The sequence below is a fragment of the Pedobacter sp. KH_004 genome, assembly GCF_057840755.1.
This window is the reverse complement of record NZ_CM174519.1, coordinates 3,926,344-3,943,012: the sequence shown is the minus strand read 5'-3', so window position 1 is coordinate 3,943,012 and position 16,669 is coordinate 3,926,344. Positions and strand designations below refer to the sequence as shown.

The following is a 16,669-nucleotide window of genomic DNA, read 5'->3' as shown; positions in this document are numbered from 1 at the left end:
TTAGTGAATATTCGGGTGGTGACTATTATACTAACTTTCTAAAATCTCTAGCTGAGTTAATACATCCTCTCTGGTAACAGGATAATCTTCCTGGTTTGTTAGGGCAAGATATGCGGCTTCAAAAAGAGGTAAATAACTTCCTAATTCTGACGGAATAGTTTCTTCTGTTTTGTTTCCATCAGCGTCAATTGTAGTTAATAATCCCTCTTTTCCTGCTAATTCGATCCCGTAACCTTTATCGGTGAGTTTCATTCCAGCCAAAAGCTGCTCTTCCTGGATGTCGGCTCGTTGTTTTATAAAGCTACCATTTACGCCATGTAAAACGAAAGCCGCCTGCGGATCTATAACCAACATGCTCGAAGTAACAAATACAAAAACACTGTTAGGATAGCTAAGTTGAATGCTGAAATAATCATCAACTGCTGTGCCCAATCTATTTTTACCTAATATTTTATGGTAGCTAATCGGCTTTCCAAATAAGCTAACCACCTGATCTAAAAGATGGGGGCCGAGATCGTAAATTAAGCCGCTTGCTTCTACCGCCTGTTCTTTAAAGGCTTTTGGCCCAATCACATTTCTATAGCGATCGTAACGAAGATGCATTTCGTTTAATTTGCCAAGTTTGCCACTCGCTAATACCTTTTTTACCGAGGTGAAATCGCTATCCCATCGGCGGTTTTGATAAAAAATGATTTGTTTACCAACTTCATCTGCCAATTGAAATAACTCTTTAGCTTGTGCAGATGTAGCTGTAAATGGCTTTTCCACTAAAATGTGCTTTCCTTTTAGAAGTGCTGCTTTAGCATGTTTATAATGAAGGTTATTTGGTGTGTTTACAACAACCAGTTCAATCTCTTCATCGTTCAATAACTCCTCAACACTGTTGTAGCTTATAATATTTGGATAATCGTCTATTGCATTTTTTTTGCTTCGCTCTACAATCGCTTTTAAATTAAATCCGTGGTGAGCATTTAAAAATGGCGCATGAAATACCTTGCCCGACATGCCATAGGCCAATAAACCTGCAGAAATTATTTTATTAGAATCTGTTTTCATAGGTTATAAATGTAATTAAAATAAGTTTTTATGCGGTATTTGTAGCGGTTAGAATTAAAGTTTTACTTTTCATCATCAAAGTTTCACTTTCAGCTTGATTCTTTTAAATCTATCTTTGCAGTTATGAAACCATCGGAGATTAATGCCAAATGGAAAGTTTTACAGGAGCGGATTGCAAAGGAATTTGATTCAGATTTTCCCGATCTAAAAGTGATGCTTTTCTTAATAGGCGTGCAGGAGTTAGGGAAAGGTCCAAAGAAATATAGCAAGCGTCAAAAAGAAGAATTGATGCATATTGCTACTTGCCGCCTTTTAAGTGAGATGGATTTTTATGAATTGGAAGGCGTTGACCAAGACGGTTGGCCACATTGGAAGTTGATAAAAGCCATTCCACCTTATACGATGTTAGAGCAAGAAATGCTCATGAAATCATTGGTGATTGGTTATTTTGATGATATTTATTCGTAACGAATGATAACAAAAAACCCCGATGTTTTAGCATCGGGGTTGGATATATAATGACCTCATAGGTAGAGGGAATATGCAAATATTATCCTTGAGATTTTGCTGTGTTTTTCAATGCATCATTTGCAACGATTACAATTTCAACACGACGGTTAGCTGCACGACCAGCATCAGTTTCATTATCTGCAATTGGTTCTGCAAAACCTTTACCAATGGTTACTAATCTCGAAGCAGGAACACCCTGAGAAACTGCATAAGCTTTAACCGCTGCTGCTCTTCTTTCTGATAATCCCATGTTATATTGTTCTGTACCACGACTATCAGTATGGCCAATTACTTTAATATCAGTATCAGGATATTGATTTAAAGAAGCTGCTAAACTTTGAACATTTGTTTTTGCTGCATCTTTCAAGGCTGTTTTATCAAAATCAAATAAAATACCGCTGTCAAACTTTACAATAATACCTTCACCTTCGCGAATTACTTCGGCGTTTGGAATTGCTTTTTGAATCTCAGCAGCCTGTCTGTCCATCCTGCGACCAATAAAAGCACCAGCTGTACCACCAATAGCACCACCGATTAATGCACCAACAGCTGTATTACCAGCTTTTTTACCAATTAACGCACCTACTACACCACCTGCAGCAGCACCTATACCAGCACCTTTTTGTGTTTTAGTTAAACTATCACAACTTTGGAATGCCATCGAACCCACTGCTAACCCTATACTTAATGTTGCTATTTTTACTTTTGAAATACTCATAATAATCTAGATTTATAATTCTACAACTCGTATTCAAACACGATGCCAAAAAATAACCCAATCTTATTTTAATTGAATTTTAATGTTTTAGCACCTGTTAAAATATTATCATGTATAAAAAAAGAGCTATGTTTAATCATAGCCCTTCTTATCTGTATCATTCTTAGTACAAAATCTAAGCGGAGAAGTAACTCTCCAATTCTTTTAGGGTGTTTTCATCTGTTTTAAAATCTTTGATCACTTTACCTTTTTCTACCAAAATAATCCGACTACACACATCTGTAACATGGTTTAAATCATGACTAGAAATAAAGGTAGTCATGTTGCCCGGGTAAGTTTTCAAAAGCTGTTTCAACCTAATTTGAGTTGTAGGATCGAGGTTAGCGAAAGGTTCATCCAATATCAGCAGTTCAGGTTTCTGCATCAATGCAGCTGCTATACCTACTTTATTTTGGTTTCCTTTACTAAAATCGCGGATATACTTGCCACTATTCAAAATTTCTCCATTAAAAAAATCTGCGTATTGGGTTAAATAGGCTCCAACATCTGCTACACTTAAGTTATTTAAGCTTCCAATAAAGGTGAAATATTCTTCAGGGGTTAAATAATCTATTAAAAAACCCTCATCTAAAAATGATGCGGTATAATTTTTCCAATCATCACCGTCCGCCACGTTTTTATCTTTCGATAACACTTCACCTTCCGTTGGGCGAATTAAATCTAAAATCATTCGGAAGAATGTCGTTTTACCAGCACCGTTATTGCCGACTAAACCAATGGTTTCGCCAGCTCTAATTTGTACATGTTCAATGTTTACAACTGTTTTATCGCCATAAACTTTCTTTAATTTTTTTACCTCTAGTATCATAATTATTCTCTAAAGCCTTCGGCTATTTTATAACGTTGTTTTTCAAATTTTGCAGTAATCAGGTTAACCCAGAAACCCCTCATCAAAAGCATCAATACTCCGAAGGCGCCTATCGTAAATAATCCCCAATAGGGAAGATCTAATAAGCTAAAGGGTAAATACATCAACATGGGTGTTAGCGCATACGGAAACATGAGTAACCATTGTGTGGCTCCTGTACCTTGATAATTAAAGCTTGCAGCTTTGGTAATGTCTATTCGTTTATAATTGAATGTGGCTAAATAAAGTACTATTACGGTACCAAAACCGATGTTATACAGGTAACAAACTAAATGCATCACGACCAGTTTCCAGCTCATGAAGCCATAAAATGTAGAGAGTAAGCTGATGATGGTAGAGCCGATAGTGAATAGCAAAAACTTTGCTTTTATAAAATTTTTAAAATTTATTTTGTTGCTCAACAATCCATCAAAATGTGAACTTTGCCAGGCAAACATAAATTGCCCGTAAATAATGATGGATACACCCGTCATGAAAATTCCTGCAAACATCATCTTACCAAACGAATCGGTGTCAATTAGCTTTTGTCTATAGAAAAAGAATCCATAGAGCAGAAAAAATAAGCCAAGGATCACCGATGAACGTGAGCGTTTGTGGCGCAAAATAAGTTTTAATTCCAGGGCCGCTAACTCTCCTACTTTGCCGAAACGATTTAAGAAGGCATAGTCAGTACTTACTTTTCTCTCTTGCTTGGTTCCTAATTCTTCGACGTATAAGTTCTTTAATAAGAAGTCAGAATTAAGTTTAAAAACCGCGAAAGCAAGTATGGTGAATGCGAAACCCAAGTATGGGCGTTCGCCAATTGCCCTGAAAACCGTATCGGAAACACTAATTAGTGAGATGATTTTGAAATACTCTAAAGCACCGAAAATAGCAATCAATATAAAGCCGCCCAAAGTGTAAAGCACATTGGTAATTGATTTTCTTTTGATATAGAGAATTAAATAGTTGTTGAAAACGGTAATTGAAAGTATGGCTACTGCATACATTACGGCAGCAAAAGCTCCATATTCATCAATTATTTCTGTAAAGATGAAAGGGAAAAATAGAAAAATCGGCCAGAGATTAAAAGCTGAAAAAAGTGCTTTAATATTCAAAAAACCAATTATTTTATACTTCGTGACTTTTAAATGCAAATAAGGAATAATGCTTAAGGTAGGGAGTTCTTGTAGCTGCAAACGCATTACGAAGTCAAAAGCGAAATAATACAGGATTATTCCATTAAAACTGGTCAGGATATCTACGCCTTTAAAAACTTTAGGCAGGAAGATATTCATTCCAAAACCAATTCCAACGGCAACAGCCAGGAAATACAGCATGAAAAATCCCAGTAAAATTTGAGTGGCGATACTACCGCCACGATTTCTGGATCGCCAAAAGGATTTCCTTTGATGGCTCAAAAAAGTACTCAGCATATATAAGTTTAGTATTAGTTTCTATCTATTAGTTGACATTTTCCTTCAAATGTTACACTAATAATTGTATTTGTCTTTCCAGTTTTGTTTCAGCTTTTCCCGAAGCTTTTCTTCTGCCGGGTTTTTCCCTGGGTCGTAAAGTTTTGTTCCGCTTAATTCGTCCGGAAAATATTCTTGTGGCTCAAAATTCCCTTCATAACCATGCGAATATTTATAGTCTTTTCCATAACCAATGTTCTTCATCAGCTTGGTTGGTGCATTGCGAATGTGTAGCGGAACAGGCAGGTTTCCGGTTTGCTTTACGAGTGCTTGTGCATGGTTTATGGCTTCATAAGATGCATTGCTTTTAGCCGAACTGGCCAAATAGGTTACGCATTGCGATAAGATAATTCTGGCTTCGGGATAGCCGATTACGTTTACCGCGGTAAAGCAATTATTGGCCAGGAGCAGAGCATTTGGATTGGCATTTCCAATATCTTCTGAAGAAAGAATTAACAATCTTCTGGCAATAAAGAGCGGATCTTCACCACCCTCAATCATTCTCGCCAGCCAGTAAACTGCTGCATTTGGATCGCTACCACGAATAGATTTGATAAACGCTGAAATGATATCATAGTGTTGTTCACCTGCCTTATCATACAAAGCTAAATTCTGCTGTGCATGCGCCAAAACATTTTCATTTGTTAAGGTTATTTTATCGCCGCCGATACCGTTAATGGCAATTTCCAAAACATTTAAAAGCTTTCTGGCGTCGCCACCACTTAAGCGAATTAAGGCTTCGTGCTCTTTAATAGCAATTTTCTTTTCACTAAGAATGCTATCTTTTTTAATGGCCGTTTGCAATAAACCAGCAAGCTCTTCTTCAGTTAAGGATTTTAAAATATAGACTTGGCAACGGGAAAGCAAAGCGGAAATCACTTCAAATGATGGGTTTTCTGTGGTGGCGCCGATTAGCGTTACCAAACCGCGTTCTACAGCGCCCAGCAGACTATCTTGCTGCGATTTGCTAAACCGATGGATTTCATCTATGAATAAAATGGGCAAACCCAAAAAACTGTCTTTTAAGGCTGCGGCTTTATCAATCACCTCTCTTATGTCTTTAACGCCACTATTAATAGCACTGAGGTTAAAAAACGGTCGATCTAAAGCTTGAGAAATGATATAAGCTAAAGTGGTTTTGCCGACTCCGGGAGGTCCCCAAAAAATCATCGATGGCAATTGACTGCTTTCAATCGCTTTGCGCAAAACCGCACCTGTACCCACCAAATGTTTTTGCCCTACATATTCATCGAGGTTTTGAGGGCGCATTCTTTCGGCTAAAGGGGCTTGATTCTGCATAATTGTAAATATATAAAATTTGATTATTTTCGAAACGGATTCTTACTAACAACTGGTTGGCATTTAGCCGAAAGCGAACTAACCTTGATATTTATTTCCGCAATATAATTAATGAACTATCTAGATGGCTACGGGTGAAAATATTTGTTTAATCGCGAAATTCTGCCATTAGCTTACTCCTCTATTTTTGAATGATGCTTGGTATCTTTCATGGTTGTATACAAAATCAATGAAATTAAAATACAACCCGTAACATACCAATAGAAGTAATTTTCGTGGCCGATATTTTTAAACCAAAGTGCAAAATACTCGGCTGTACCGCCAAAGATGGCTACCGTTAAAGCATATGGAAGTCCCACGCCCAAAGCTCTAATCTCTGCCGGGAATAGTTCAGCCTTTACCACCGCATTTATACTGGTATATCCACTCACAATGATCAAAGCAGCAATCATTAATAAAAAGATAATGGTTGTGTTGGTTTCGCTGGCTAAACCAGTTAAAATAGGAACAGTACAAAGAGAACCTAAAACGCCAAAACCAATTAATAAAGGTTTCCTGCCAATTGTATCAGATAATAAGCCAAACAATGGTTGCAATATAGCAAACACCAAAAGCGAAATAAATGATAGCGTTGTGGAAGTTTCTTTGCTTAAATGAACAGTATTAACTAAGAATTTTTGCATGTATGTACTGAAAGTATAAAAGGCAATTGTTCCACCCAGGGTTAAACCAACAACCGTAAATAGTTCTTTCGGATATTTCATCAGCACAGCAATTCCACCTTTTTTTTCTTCTTTATCTTTGCTTTTAAAAGCTGAAGTTTCGGCAATATGTCGTCTTAAATAAAGTGCGATAAAGGAAAGTATAGCACCAATGAAAAATGGTATTCGCCAGCCCCAATTATGGAGTTGTTGTGGAGTAAGCAACCAGTTTTGCAAAATTAATTGGATACCCAAAGCCAGTAACTGACCGCCAATAAGGGTTACATATTGAAAGCTCGAATAAAAACCACGGTGTTTTTTTGAAGCCATTTCACTTAAGTATGTAGCAGAGGTTCCGTATTCTCCGCCCGTACTTAAACCTTGAATTAGTCTTGCAAAAACCAACAGCAATGGTGCTAAAATTCCAATTTGCTTATAGCCCGGTGTCAAACCAATAATTAAGGAGCCAATTGCCATGATGAAAACCGATAATGCCATAGAGGTTTTTCGGCCTTTTTTATCGGCAATGCTACCAAATAACCACCCACCGATTGGTCGCATTAAAAAGCCTACTGCAAAAATTCCAGCTGTATTTAGGAGTTGAGCAGTAGGATTGCTGTTTGGGAAAAATACGGGAGAAAAATATAACGCAAATGCAGAATAAGTATACCAGTCGTACCACTCTACTAAATTGCCTACGGAGCCACCGAAGATAGATTTTAACCTGTATTTAACGTCATTCATCTCTTCTGAAGGAAAACCATTTCTGGATTTATTCATAATCTTAAAGTGAAAAAATGATTGTTTTTTGAACAAACGGGTTAAACACTAATTGGTAAGTTTTGTTTAATTTGTAAGATAGTTTTAGAATAATTCATTTGCAAGAAAGTATTCAAAAATTAAGTCACAAATTTCTAGCACACACTTATTAAATTAAGCATGAAAGATAACTTTTCTACACAGTCTGCTGAGTATGCCATCTATCGACCAACATATCCACAAGAGCTATATGATTACCTTTTCAATTTGGTGGACAACAAAGATGCCGCATGGGATTGCGCAACAGGAAATGGACAGGTTGCCAGGGTTTTAGCACAACATTTTAAGTCAGTATATGCGACTGATATTAGTGAGCAACAGCTGCATCAGGCGCTTAAAATGCCAAATATTGTGTACGATGTAGCGCCTGCTGAGAAAATAAATGTTCCTGATCAAAGTTTTGACCTCATAACGGTAGCGCAGGCAATCCATTGGTTTAATTTTGAAGCATTTTATTCTGAAGTAAAACGAACACTTAAGTCCAATGGCTTACTGGCCGTAATTGGTTACGGGATCATGTTTATCGATAAAAAAGTTGATAAAGCCATCCATAAGCTTTACGAAGATATTTTAGGGAAATATTGGGATAGTGAACGGAAATATATTGAGGAAGGATATAAAACCATTCCATTTCCTTTTGAAGAAATTATTGCACCGCATTTTCAAATTAAAACCAAATGGACTTTCAATCAGATGATTGGCTATTTGAATACCTGGTCATCTCTTCAACATTACAAGAAGGCAAATGATAGAAATCCTTTAGAATATATGTTTACGGAACTAAAAGAGGCTTGGGGAGACGATGCCACCAAAGACGTGCATTTCCCGATATTATTGAGGGTAGGGAGATGAGCATCAAGCTAAAATCGATTGCAAAAAAAAATCCCCCAAAAGTAATTTGGAGGATTTTATATTTTTAGTCTTCGGCTACGCTCAGACTGACATTTTTAAATTATTTTGTAGCGTACATTACTTCTTTAACCGCTTTAACAACTCTATCTGCATTTGGTAAGCTAGCGGCAATTAAAGTTGGCGAGTATGGAAGTGGAACATCAGCGCAAGTAATACGTAAAACTGGCGCATCTAAATAATCGAAAGCTTTTTTCTGAACCATGAAAGCAATTTCACCTGAAAGTGATGCCAATGGCCAAGCTTCTTCTACCACTACTAAACGGTTGGTTTTCTTAACAGATTCGATAATCGTGTCGTAATCGATTGGGCGAACAGTACGTAAATCAATTACTTCTACATTGATTCCCTCTTTGGTTAATTCCTCTACTGCTGGATTAACTACACGGGTTAACATTTTACCGAAAGTTACGATAGTTACATCTGTACCTTGTTTAGTTACATTTGCTTTACCGAATTCGATATAATATTCTTCTGCAGGAACGTCACCTTTATCACCATACATTACTTCCGATTCCATGAAAATAACTGGATCCGGATCGATGATTGCTTGTTTTAATAAACCTTTTGCATCATAAGGAGTTGATGGAACAACAACTTTTAAACCTGGAGTATTTGCAAACCAGTTTTCGAAGTTTTGAGAGTGTTGTGCACCTAATTGACCTGCGTTACCTGTTGGACCGCGGAAGACCATTGGGCATGAGAACTGACCACCACTCATTGATAAAATTTTAGCAGCACCGTTGATAATTTGATCGATAGCTACTAATGAGAAGTTGAAAGTCATGAACTCCACAATTGGAATGAGGCCTGCTGTTGCAGCACCAGTTGCAATACCTGCGAAACCAAGTTCGGCAATCGGGGTATCGATAATACGTTTTGCACCAAATTCATCAAGCATTCCCTGACTTACTTTGTACGCTCCGTTATATTCTGCTACTTCTTCACCTAATAAAAAAACGCGGTCATCTTTGCGCATTTCTTCTTGCATGGCTTCACGTAGTGCTTCTCTAAATTGGATTTCTCTCATTGTAAATTTTAATAACGGTGGCAAATATAATTATTAATCGTTACCAAACCAAAGGGAATTAAACCTGTATTTTGTAATAATTATGGTTGATAATGATGATTTTTAAGGCTTTTTAAATAGGGTTTATACGTATGTTTACTTGTAGCTAAAATATTATTTTGTAATGCTTCAACGAAGCTTGTGTTTGTATCAGGATTTTGGTTTTTCTCGAAACTTCTCTATATGCTTCTGTAATTTCGTTGTATTGATAAAGTTTTGTGATTCGGATTTAGCAATCCGTAAATCTCACTATCTAAAAACTGGCCTCTGAAATAAAAATCTTGTTTGAAGTGAGCCTCTTTAACGAAACCATGCTTGATAAGCATTTGCCTGGAAGCATCGTTTTCTACATTGATATTTGCTTTAATTGTGTGCAAATTGATGTCTTCAAAGCCAAAATCAATTGTTCTTTTTAGCGCTTCGGATATTATTCCTTTTCTCCAGTAGTTGGGGTGCAGCATATAACCGATTTCTGCCCTGTGGTTGGCAAAATCAGTTCTCCAATATCCAATAGAGCCAATCATTTGGTCAGGATTTTCTTTTAATGCAATTACCCAAGCCAAATTATCACCATTTTCGAAAGCTTGATTTAATGTGGTGATGAATGTTTGAATGTCTAATAAATCTTGAGGTCTTTCTCGGTCGATGTATTTCATTACCGTTTCATTGGTCCGCATGGCGAATAAAGTTTCCGCGTCAGATAACGAATGTTCGCGAAGAATTAATCGTTCGGTTTCGAGTATTGGAAATTTGGTGAAGGTGAGGGTAAGCATTTTTAAATTTAAGCGTTAAACTACAAAGGATGCAAAATATTTAAAAAAATGATCGTCATTGCGAGGTACTAAGCAATCCTAATGCTGTGGGTTTATTAGCGAACGTTTGAAGATTGCTTCGTACCTCTCAATGACGATGAGGCTATGGATTTTTGCTTTAGACTTTCTTCTTTAGTCTTTAAACTTTTCTTTTACCTCCCAAAAAGTGTTGTATAAATAGAATAAACATAGTTTCCCGAATTCTGACTCGCCCTGAAAGGAATACTATAATCGAATAATTCTTTCAGCTTCGTCCTCAATGCATTTAAAAAGGCTTGTTTTTCTGATGCAAGAAATTCGTTTCGTAACAGGCCGCCTTTGCCAGTAAAATGGATTCCATCTTTACTCATACTTTTCACTACATAAAGGTTAGGTTCCACATTTTCATTCTTCGATATTTGCTCGTACACATGAGTATAAAAGAGCGTTTGAATAAGCGCTTTGTTAATGTTGCCACAATCCGTATCGAAACATTCTTCTATGGAAGAATACTTTAGTTTATCACCTCCCGTTTTATAATCCACAATTCTATAGCCGCCATTTTTCAAATCAACGCGATCGATAATGCCGTAAAGCTTAATGTGTTGGTTTTTGCCATTCGCTTCAAAGCTAAATTCGACGTTGCCCTTTTGCTCTAAGCCAATTAAAGTAAATGGTGCATCTTCGGTATCCTGTTTTAAAATAATATTGATATACTCGTTTACAATAGCGAAAACAATTTTCTCCATCCCATTTAATTTAATCGTTTTGGCTAGTCGTTTTACATGGGTCAAGCGGATCTCTTTTGGTTCTTTTTTATCGCCGTATAAAGAATCGGCAAAGCCTTCAATAATTAGTTCGGGAATATCTTTTCGCTTATCTTTAATTCTTTCTACAGTAATTTCTGGCGATATTATGCGCAGCTGTTCATAAAATTGCTCCATGGCATAATGCAGAATTAAACCAACTTTATAGGCTTCTACCGTTTCTTCAACTTCCTTTGGCTCTTCAATTCCTGCTACGTATTTATAAAAGAAATCGATTGGATTGGAGATATAGGTGGTTAAGGCTGATGCTGACAGGTATTTTTGTCCCGAAAGGTATTTATTTAAAACTTCCTGAACCTTTTCCGATTTTAAAACAACCTCCTCACGTTTAAGTTCCGTTTTAACTGCAAGCTGAAGTTCCTGGTGATTGAAATTAAATCCGCTTTCATACTCCAGCTGCTTAATAAATCTGGAAGGTTCACCGCTATTACTTTCATCAGTTAAACTGTTATAAACAAAATCTAAATTTTGCGCCCGTTGAATTAAACGATAAAACATGTAAGCGGAAATGGCGTCTTGATTTTCAAGCACTGGTAAACCATAAACCCTTCTTAAGCTATCAGGAATAAAGGTTGTCGAGGTAGAAGCTTGCGGAACAATCCCCTCATTTAAGCCTAATATGATTACCCGATCGAAATTTAGGTTTCTACTTTCCAGTAAGCCCATAATTTGAATTCCACTCAGGGGATCTCCCTCCAAGGGAACTGCAATTTCTGCCAACGATTTTTGGATCAGAGAAAGCACAAAACTAAGCTCTATTTCCTTGTTGTACTTATCGATATGGTGCTGTAAAGTATCCTGCAAACGGTTGAGTTCCTGAATGGTTTTTCCAAACAATTCGGCATCAATCTTCTTCAAACTTTTGCTTGCAAGCTCACGATGTAAAACATAATCCAGTAGCTCATTTAATATAGTTACTGTGTTAGCTGTAGAATCTATAGGTTCGAAAAACTTCGCTAACAAACCGCCTTGTCTCGTTAGGCGCTGATATGGAATTTCTGCAAGTTGCTCCTTAATTAATGCATCGATAATTTTCGGACGCATAATTTCACTAATTCCAGTTAACGGATGAGATAAAAAAGCCTCAGCAGTTTGATATTTAATCGTTTTTTTTGCACTCAACTCAGATTGAACCGTTAACCATAAATCGGTCAGACCATACAATGAAGAATTCGCCAGGCCAAAACCCATGGTGATATTTACATCTACTTTTTTATCCTCAATAGTTGATGGAATGGTTTGCATTAAGGGAATTAGCAAGCTCTCGTCTGCCAAAATAATCGCTGTAGAAGTTATGGCTTGATTATTTAAAATCAGTTCTTTTTCTTTGGCCAGCAATTCTGTTACAATTTTTGCCTGTGCCGTTTGCCCTTGCACTTTAAACACATTTACCGCTCTTGTAGATGTTTTGATGAAGCCGGTTTCATTTGATAATTGGTTGATCAGGCCTATCTGCTTTAAGTTTCGTCTTAAAAACAATCCCGATTCCTGCATCTCATCTTCCAGGTAATAACTATCAGTATCGAAATAAAAGATCGCTTTATCCTCATCCTGCCAGCGTTTAAATGCCTTAGCTTCGGCTTTGCTTAGTGCATTGAACCCAATAAACACTAGCTTTTTTCCAGTGTATTTAGCAGTAAAATCGATTTCGTTTGTACCCTCGCCGATGTTTTTATACAAGCGGGCCATGGTAATAAAATCTTTGGTTTTCAGCTGTTGATGGAATTCATTGTACAATAGAGGCATTCGATGCCACATCCGGATAAATAGCTCTTGCTGTTTTTTAAATTTTCCTTCGGAGTAAGATTGCCAGAACTGCGATAAAAAGGCTTTTTGCTCTGCCGTTAAGAAATCGAACTGCTGGTTAATTACCGCAATATCTTCCAGTTCTGTAAACAGCCTGTTCGCATCAACTAAATCATTATCAATCTGACTAAAATCGCCTAAAATAATTCGGGCAATGTTATGAAATTTTGCAATAGAGGGCAGTTTTTCAATTCCTTCATTCTTTAAAAGCTGAATGTAGCAGTCGTAGAGGGTGAAAAACTGAGTATAATGATCGGCGATTTTTAGAGGTGTTGCTTCGGCAAAAAATTCAGAAACAGTATAAAATGACGGACTCCAAAACGGTTTCTGATAAATGTCGGCAAGGTGCTTTTGTAAATAAGCTGTTGGGCGCTTATTGTTAAATACAATGGCACAATTTTGCAAATTTTCACCAAACTTAGCTACTAAATCTTTGGCTACATCTTGTAAAAATGGGTTCATATTTTAAACAGCTTTTAGTTTGCCCAAGCTGGCGTAAAACAAATACGGTTTAACATCCTGGTAGCCCATAGCCTCTATTAAGTTTTTGTAATTGGTGATTTGAGCAATATGACTTTGGCTTTCCTCAGCTGTAAATTTATAGTCGATAATACAAACTTTTTCTCCATTTAACACCAGCTTATCTGGCCGATAGGTTTTACCGTCAATGCCAATTATTGATTTTTCATTGATTTGATTGGCGTTTTGGCTTAGCAATGCGCTCAACTCTGGATGGGCCAACACCGACGATGTCTGTTTAATATAATCATCCTTCTCCTCTTCGAGTATCAATCCCACCAGAATCAATTTCTCAACGATGTCTACAATTTCATCAGCTTTATTTACTTCAGCCAGAATTAAGTGCAGGTTGCTCCCTTTCTTGCCAGATTTGGTAATATTATCTATGTATCGTTGTGGCCGGTTCTCGCTTTCTTCGTATACATCTTCCAATCTATCGGTAGTAGGATAGGCGGTTAAATTCAGCGCTTTTAAACTCTCCATACCATCGCCCTTGGTTGAAAAGGTGCCAATTGCGATTTCATCAGTATGTTCAAAATCTTCTTCGTAAGCGCTAAAAACAGCATCGCCAATGTGGCTTAGTGAAGGTTTCTTCTTGCCTGAAAAAGAAATGTATAGATAATCTTTAGCCCTTGTAGTAGCCACATAAAGGCTATTTAAGGCATCCATATAATTCATCAAAAGTTCTTCCAAATAGTATTTAGCTACGGATGAACCTTTTAAGCTACTCGTAAATTGAAGCGGAACACTTTGCAAATCGACGTAAGGCGTTCCCTCCATCGGTACCCAAAAAGCGTTGTTAGTTTTTCCACCTAACGGCCACTCGCAGAAAGGAATAAATACCGCTCTAAAAGCCAAGCCTTTCGATTTATGGATGGTCATCACCTGGATGGCGTTTGCAGTTTCGGGCGAGGGTAGGTTTTTGTTGTGCCCTTCTTCTTCCCACCAATTTAAAAATGAGGAGATGCCTTTTTCGCCCTGTCGGGATGCTTTATTGGTTAAATCCCTAAATGCTAACAGATAAGGTAAAAAGGGGTTTATTCCGTTTTTTTGATAGGTGTCTAACTGGAAAGCCTTGATTATTTTCTCTATTAGTTCCGAAACGGGAAGTGCCATCCAGCTTTTATAATTCAGACAAAAATCGGCAGGCAAAACATGTTGCAGGTTTTCCATCGAGGTATCCTTCAGTCCAAAATAATGATCGCCATTTATGGGTTTTTCATGCAGTTGGGCATATAAGGCAATACAATTTGCTTTATACAAAGCAGAATTAGCCGGACTAACAACTAATAATTTCAGCAAGTTAATGATGAGTTTGATCGCCGTACTATTTGCAATTTTTAAGGCTTCTCCAGATATCACATCCAGGCCAGCGTCCATCAGTGCGTTTACCACTTCTGTTGCTTCTGCATTTGACCGCACCAAAATCCCTATTTCGCGTTGCTGATAACCTTTTTCGTTCAATAAAACTTTAACTTCATTAAGCATTTCTGCCAATGAGGCTTGCTTTTTATTTTCTGGTTCTACATCGGTAACAATGGTTTCTACAATTCCATCAGGGTTGGCTTTTGGTTTATCGAATTCAATTTTTTTGATTTTGATAACGCCGCCTTTGGTAGTTTTAGGATGCGTATTCTGCTCAACGCCCTTATAAATATTAGTGATAATTTGATTGTATTGATTAGATGGGTGGTTCCAGAAACCGTTTAGCAAATCATCCTCAGGCGGAATTTCACCATTGATTTTACCTTGTAAGAGCACCGCCAGTTTTTGGTAAAGCTGGTTGTTAAAGTTGATAATTTCTTCGGTACTGCGGTAATTTTCTAAAAGTTTATCTTCGAAAACGTTATGGTCTTGCAAATTTGACTTGGCTTTTTGATGCAACAATTTATAGTCGCCATCTCGCCAGCGATAGATAGATTGCTTCGCATCTCCCACAATTAAATGGTCATGGAGTTTTCCGTTGTGGGTAGAAACAGCATTATCAACAAGCGGGAAAAAACTATCCCATTGGTTACTGGAAGTATCCTGAAACTCGTCGAAGAGAAAATTTCGGTACCGGTTTCCCATTTTCTCCCAAATAAAGGATGGGTTTTCGCCAGCATCCTGCGCTATTCCATTTAGCAACTTTTGCGCATCGCTGATCAAAAGGGTTTCATTTTCTTCCCGATATTGGGTAAGTAAAACAGCTATTTCTTGCATTAAGCGTAAAAAATATCCATTTCTGATAAATGCCTTAGCTAAAGTATAGTCGCCAATTCCTGTACCGTAGATGTTTGCAATTTGATGTAAAATTGGGTTGACATCACTGTAAAGTTCGTTTGATTTTCCTTTCGGAAACCAATTTTCTTCATCATCTGTTAGCTTTAGCACTTTCTCCACATCAGCAAAGTTGCCCGTCATAATGCTTCGAAACTTTAATAAGGGTGAACGACTTTTGCCCTTAAAATCATCAGCTGAAAAACCGCTGACTTCAATAATTCCGAGCGCAGTTTCAGCAAGATCTACTAAATCAGTTTCAAATTTTTTAATCAGATTTTTAGAGAAATCGATGTATTTTTTAAAAACAATATGGGTGTTCTCAGTGCCAAAACTATTTACAGCCACTTCAAAAGATGAAAACTTATCTTTAAAAACTTCGCTTACCAGATTTAATAGCTCTGCATTATAATTCCATGATTTGTTGTTACTTATCCTGTCTAATGCCAATTCTACTACCCACTGCAATAAATTATCTTTCTCATCAAGCAATTTTTCCAGTTTTGCAGTCAGTTCTTTTTTTACCTTTTCGGTGTTCATTTCCAAACTGTAGCCACTTTCCAGGCCCAATTCAAAAGCGAAACCACGAATTACTTTTTGTACAAAACCATCAATTGTACTCACCGAAAAACGACTGTAATCATGGAGGATTTTTCTATAAATAGCGTCGGCTTTCAACTTTAAGCTTTCTGTGTTCAGATCTGGATGCGATGCCAGAACTAGCACACGGTAGTCTTCGATCTTTCTTGATGTATCGCCTTTGGCAAAACCCAGCAATACCTCTAAAATACGCGTTTTCATTTCTTCAGTAGCCTTATTAGTAAAGGTTACAGCTAAAATTTCGCGGTATTTATTGTGGCCAGAAAAAAGTAAAGTAAGATAATGTGCGGTTAAACTGAACGTTTTACCTGAACCTGCGGCAGCTTGAAGAATTTTTACGGGTTGTGGCATGAAGTGATCTTGTTTCGGAATTTTAAACTTACAACAATTTAAAATTTTCCAGA

Annotated in this window: 12 protein-coding genes; 2 read left to right on the top strand and 10 right to left on the bottom strand. The window is 37.2% G+C overall.

The features are described 5' to 3' along the window. Positions 1–30: 30 nt before the first annotated feature. Positions 31–1,056 (bottom strand): Gfo/Idh/MocA family oxidoreductase, encoded by a 1,026-nt coding sequence (locus AC3ITD_RS16925; protein WP_489361479.1) that lies wholly within the window; start codon positions 1,054–1,056, stop codon positions 31–33. 123 nt (positions 1,057–1,179) lie between these two features. Here AC3ITD_RS16925 and AC3ITD_RS16920 point away from each other — a divergent pair, with 123 nt between their 5' ends. Next, positions 1,180–1,524 (top strand): hypothetical protein, encoded by a 345-nt coding sequence (locus tag AC3ITD_RS16920; RefSeq protein ID WP_489361477.1) that lies wholly within the window; start codon positions 1,180–1,182, stop codon positions 1,522–1,524. An 82-nt stretch (positions 1,525–1,606) separates the two neighbouring features. On the opposite strand, the gene AC3ITD_RS16915 is transcribed toward AC3ITD_RS16920, so the two are convergent. The 5 genes from AC3ITD_RS16915 to AC3ITD_RS16895 form a co-directional block, all read right to left on the bottom strand. Beyond that, on the bottom strand, positions 1,607–2,284 hold the full coding sequence (locus AC3ITD_RS16915) for a YiaD family glycine zipper/OmpA-like lipoprotein (RefSeq protein WP_200926304.1): 678 nt from the start codon (positions 2,282–2,284) through the stop codon (positions 1,607–1,609). A 175-nt stretch (positions 2,285–2,459) separates the two neighbouring features. Continuing rightward, the gene (locus AC3ITD_RS16910) at positions 2,460–3,152 is read right to left on the bottom strand and encodes an ABC transporter ATP-binding protein (protein ID WP_489361474.1); all 693 of its coding nucleotides are present in this window, start codon (positions 3,150–3,152) and stop codon (positions 2,460–2,462) included. A 2-nt stretch (positions 3,153–3,154) separates the two neighbouring features. Then, positions 3,155–4,627: a DUF5687 family protein gene (locus AC3ITD_RS16905; protein WP_489361472.1), complete on the bottom strand. Its 1,473-nt coding sequence runs from the start codon at positions 4,625–4,627 to the stop codon at positions 3,155–3,157. A 57-nt stretch (positions 4,628–4,684) separates the two neighbouring features. Then, positions 4,685–5,965, bottom strand: a complete 1,281-nt coding sequence (locus tag AC3ITD_RS16900; RefSeq protein ID WP_265801983.1) for a replication-associated recombination protein A — start codon at positions 5,963–5,965, stop codon at positions 4,685–4,687. Positions 5,966–6,138: 173 nt separating this feature from the next. After that, positions 6,139–7,446 carry an MFS transporter gene (locus AC3ITD_RS16895; protein ID WP_489361470.1) on the bottom strand — a complete coding sequence of 436 codons (1,308 nt, stop codon included), beginning with the start codon at positions 7,444–7,446 and terminating at the stop codon, positions 6,139–6,141. 159 nt (positions 7,447–7,605) lie between these two features. Here AC3ITD_RS16895 and AC3ITD_RS16890 point away from each other — a divergent pair, with 159 nt between their 5' ends. Beyond that, positions 7,606–8,337, top strand: coding sequence for a class I SAM-dependent methyltransferase (locus AC3ITD_RS16890; RefSeq protein ID WP_489361468.1), 732 nt, complete (start codon positions 7,606–7,608; stop codon positions 8,335–8,337). Positions 8,338–8,437: 100 nt separating this feature from the next. On the opposite strand, the gene AC3ITD_RS16885 is transcribed toward AC3ITD_RS16890, so the two are convergent. The 4 genes from AC3ITD_RS16885 to AC3ITD_RS16870 form a co-directional block, all read right to left on the bottom strand. Further along, on the bottom strand, positions 8,438–9,424 hold the full coding sequence (locus tag AC3ITD_RS16885; RefSeq protein ID WP_056848203.1) for a pyruvate dehydrogenase complex E1 component subunit beta: 987 nt from the start codon (positions 9,422–9,424) through the stop codon (positions 8,438–8,440). 218 nt (positions 9,425–9,642) lie between these two features. Continuing rightward, entirely contained in the window at positions 9,643–10,236 is a 594-nt protein-coding gene (locus AC3ITD_RS16880) for a GNAT family N-acetyltransferase (RefSeq protein ID WP_489361465.1), read from the bottom strand. 191 nt (positions 10,237–10,427) lie between these two features. Next, a complete protein-coding gene (locus AC3ITD_RS16875; protein WP_489361463.1) occupies positions 10,428–13,349 on the bottom strand; it encodes a PD-(D/E)XK nuclease family protein in 2,922 nt (973 codons plus the stop codon). Positions 13,350–13,352: 3 nt separating this feature from the next. After that, complete coding sequence (locus tag AC3ITD_RS16870; protein WP_489361461.1) at positions 13,353–16,616, bottom strand: UvrD-helicase domain-containing protein; 3,264 nt, start codon at positions 16,614–16,616, stop codon at positions 13,353–13,355. Between the last annotated feature and the right edge of the window lie 53 nt (positions 16,617–16,669).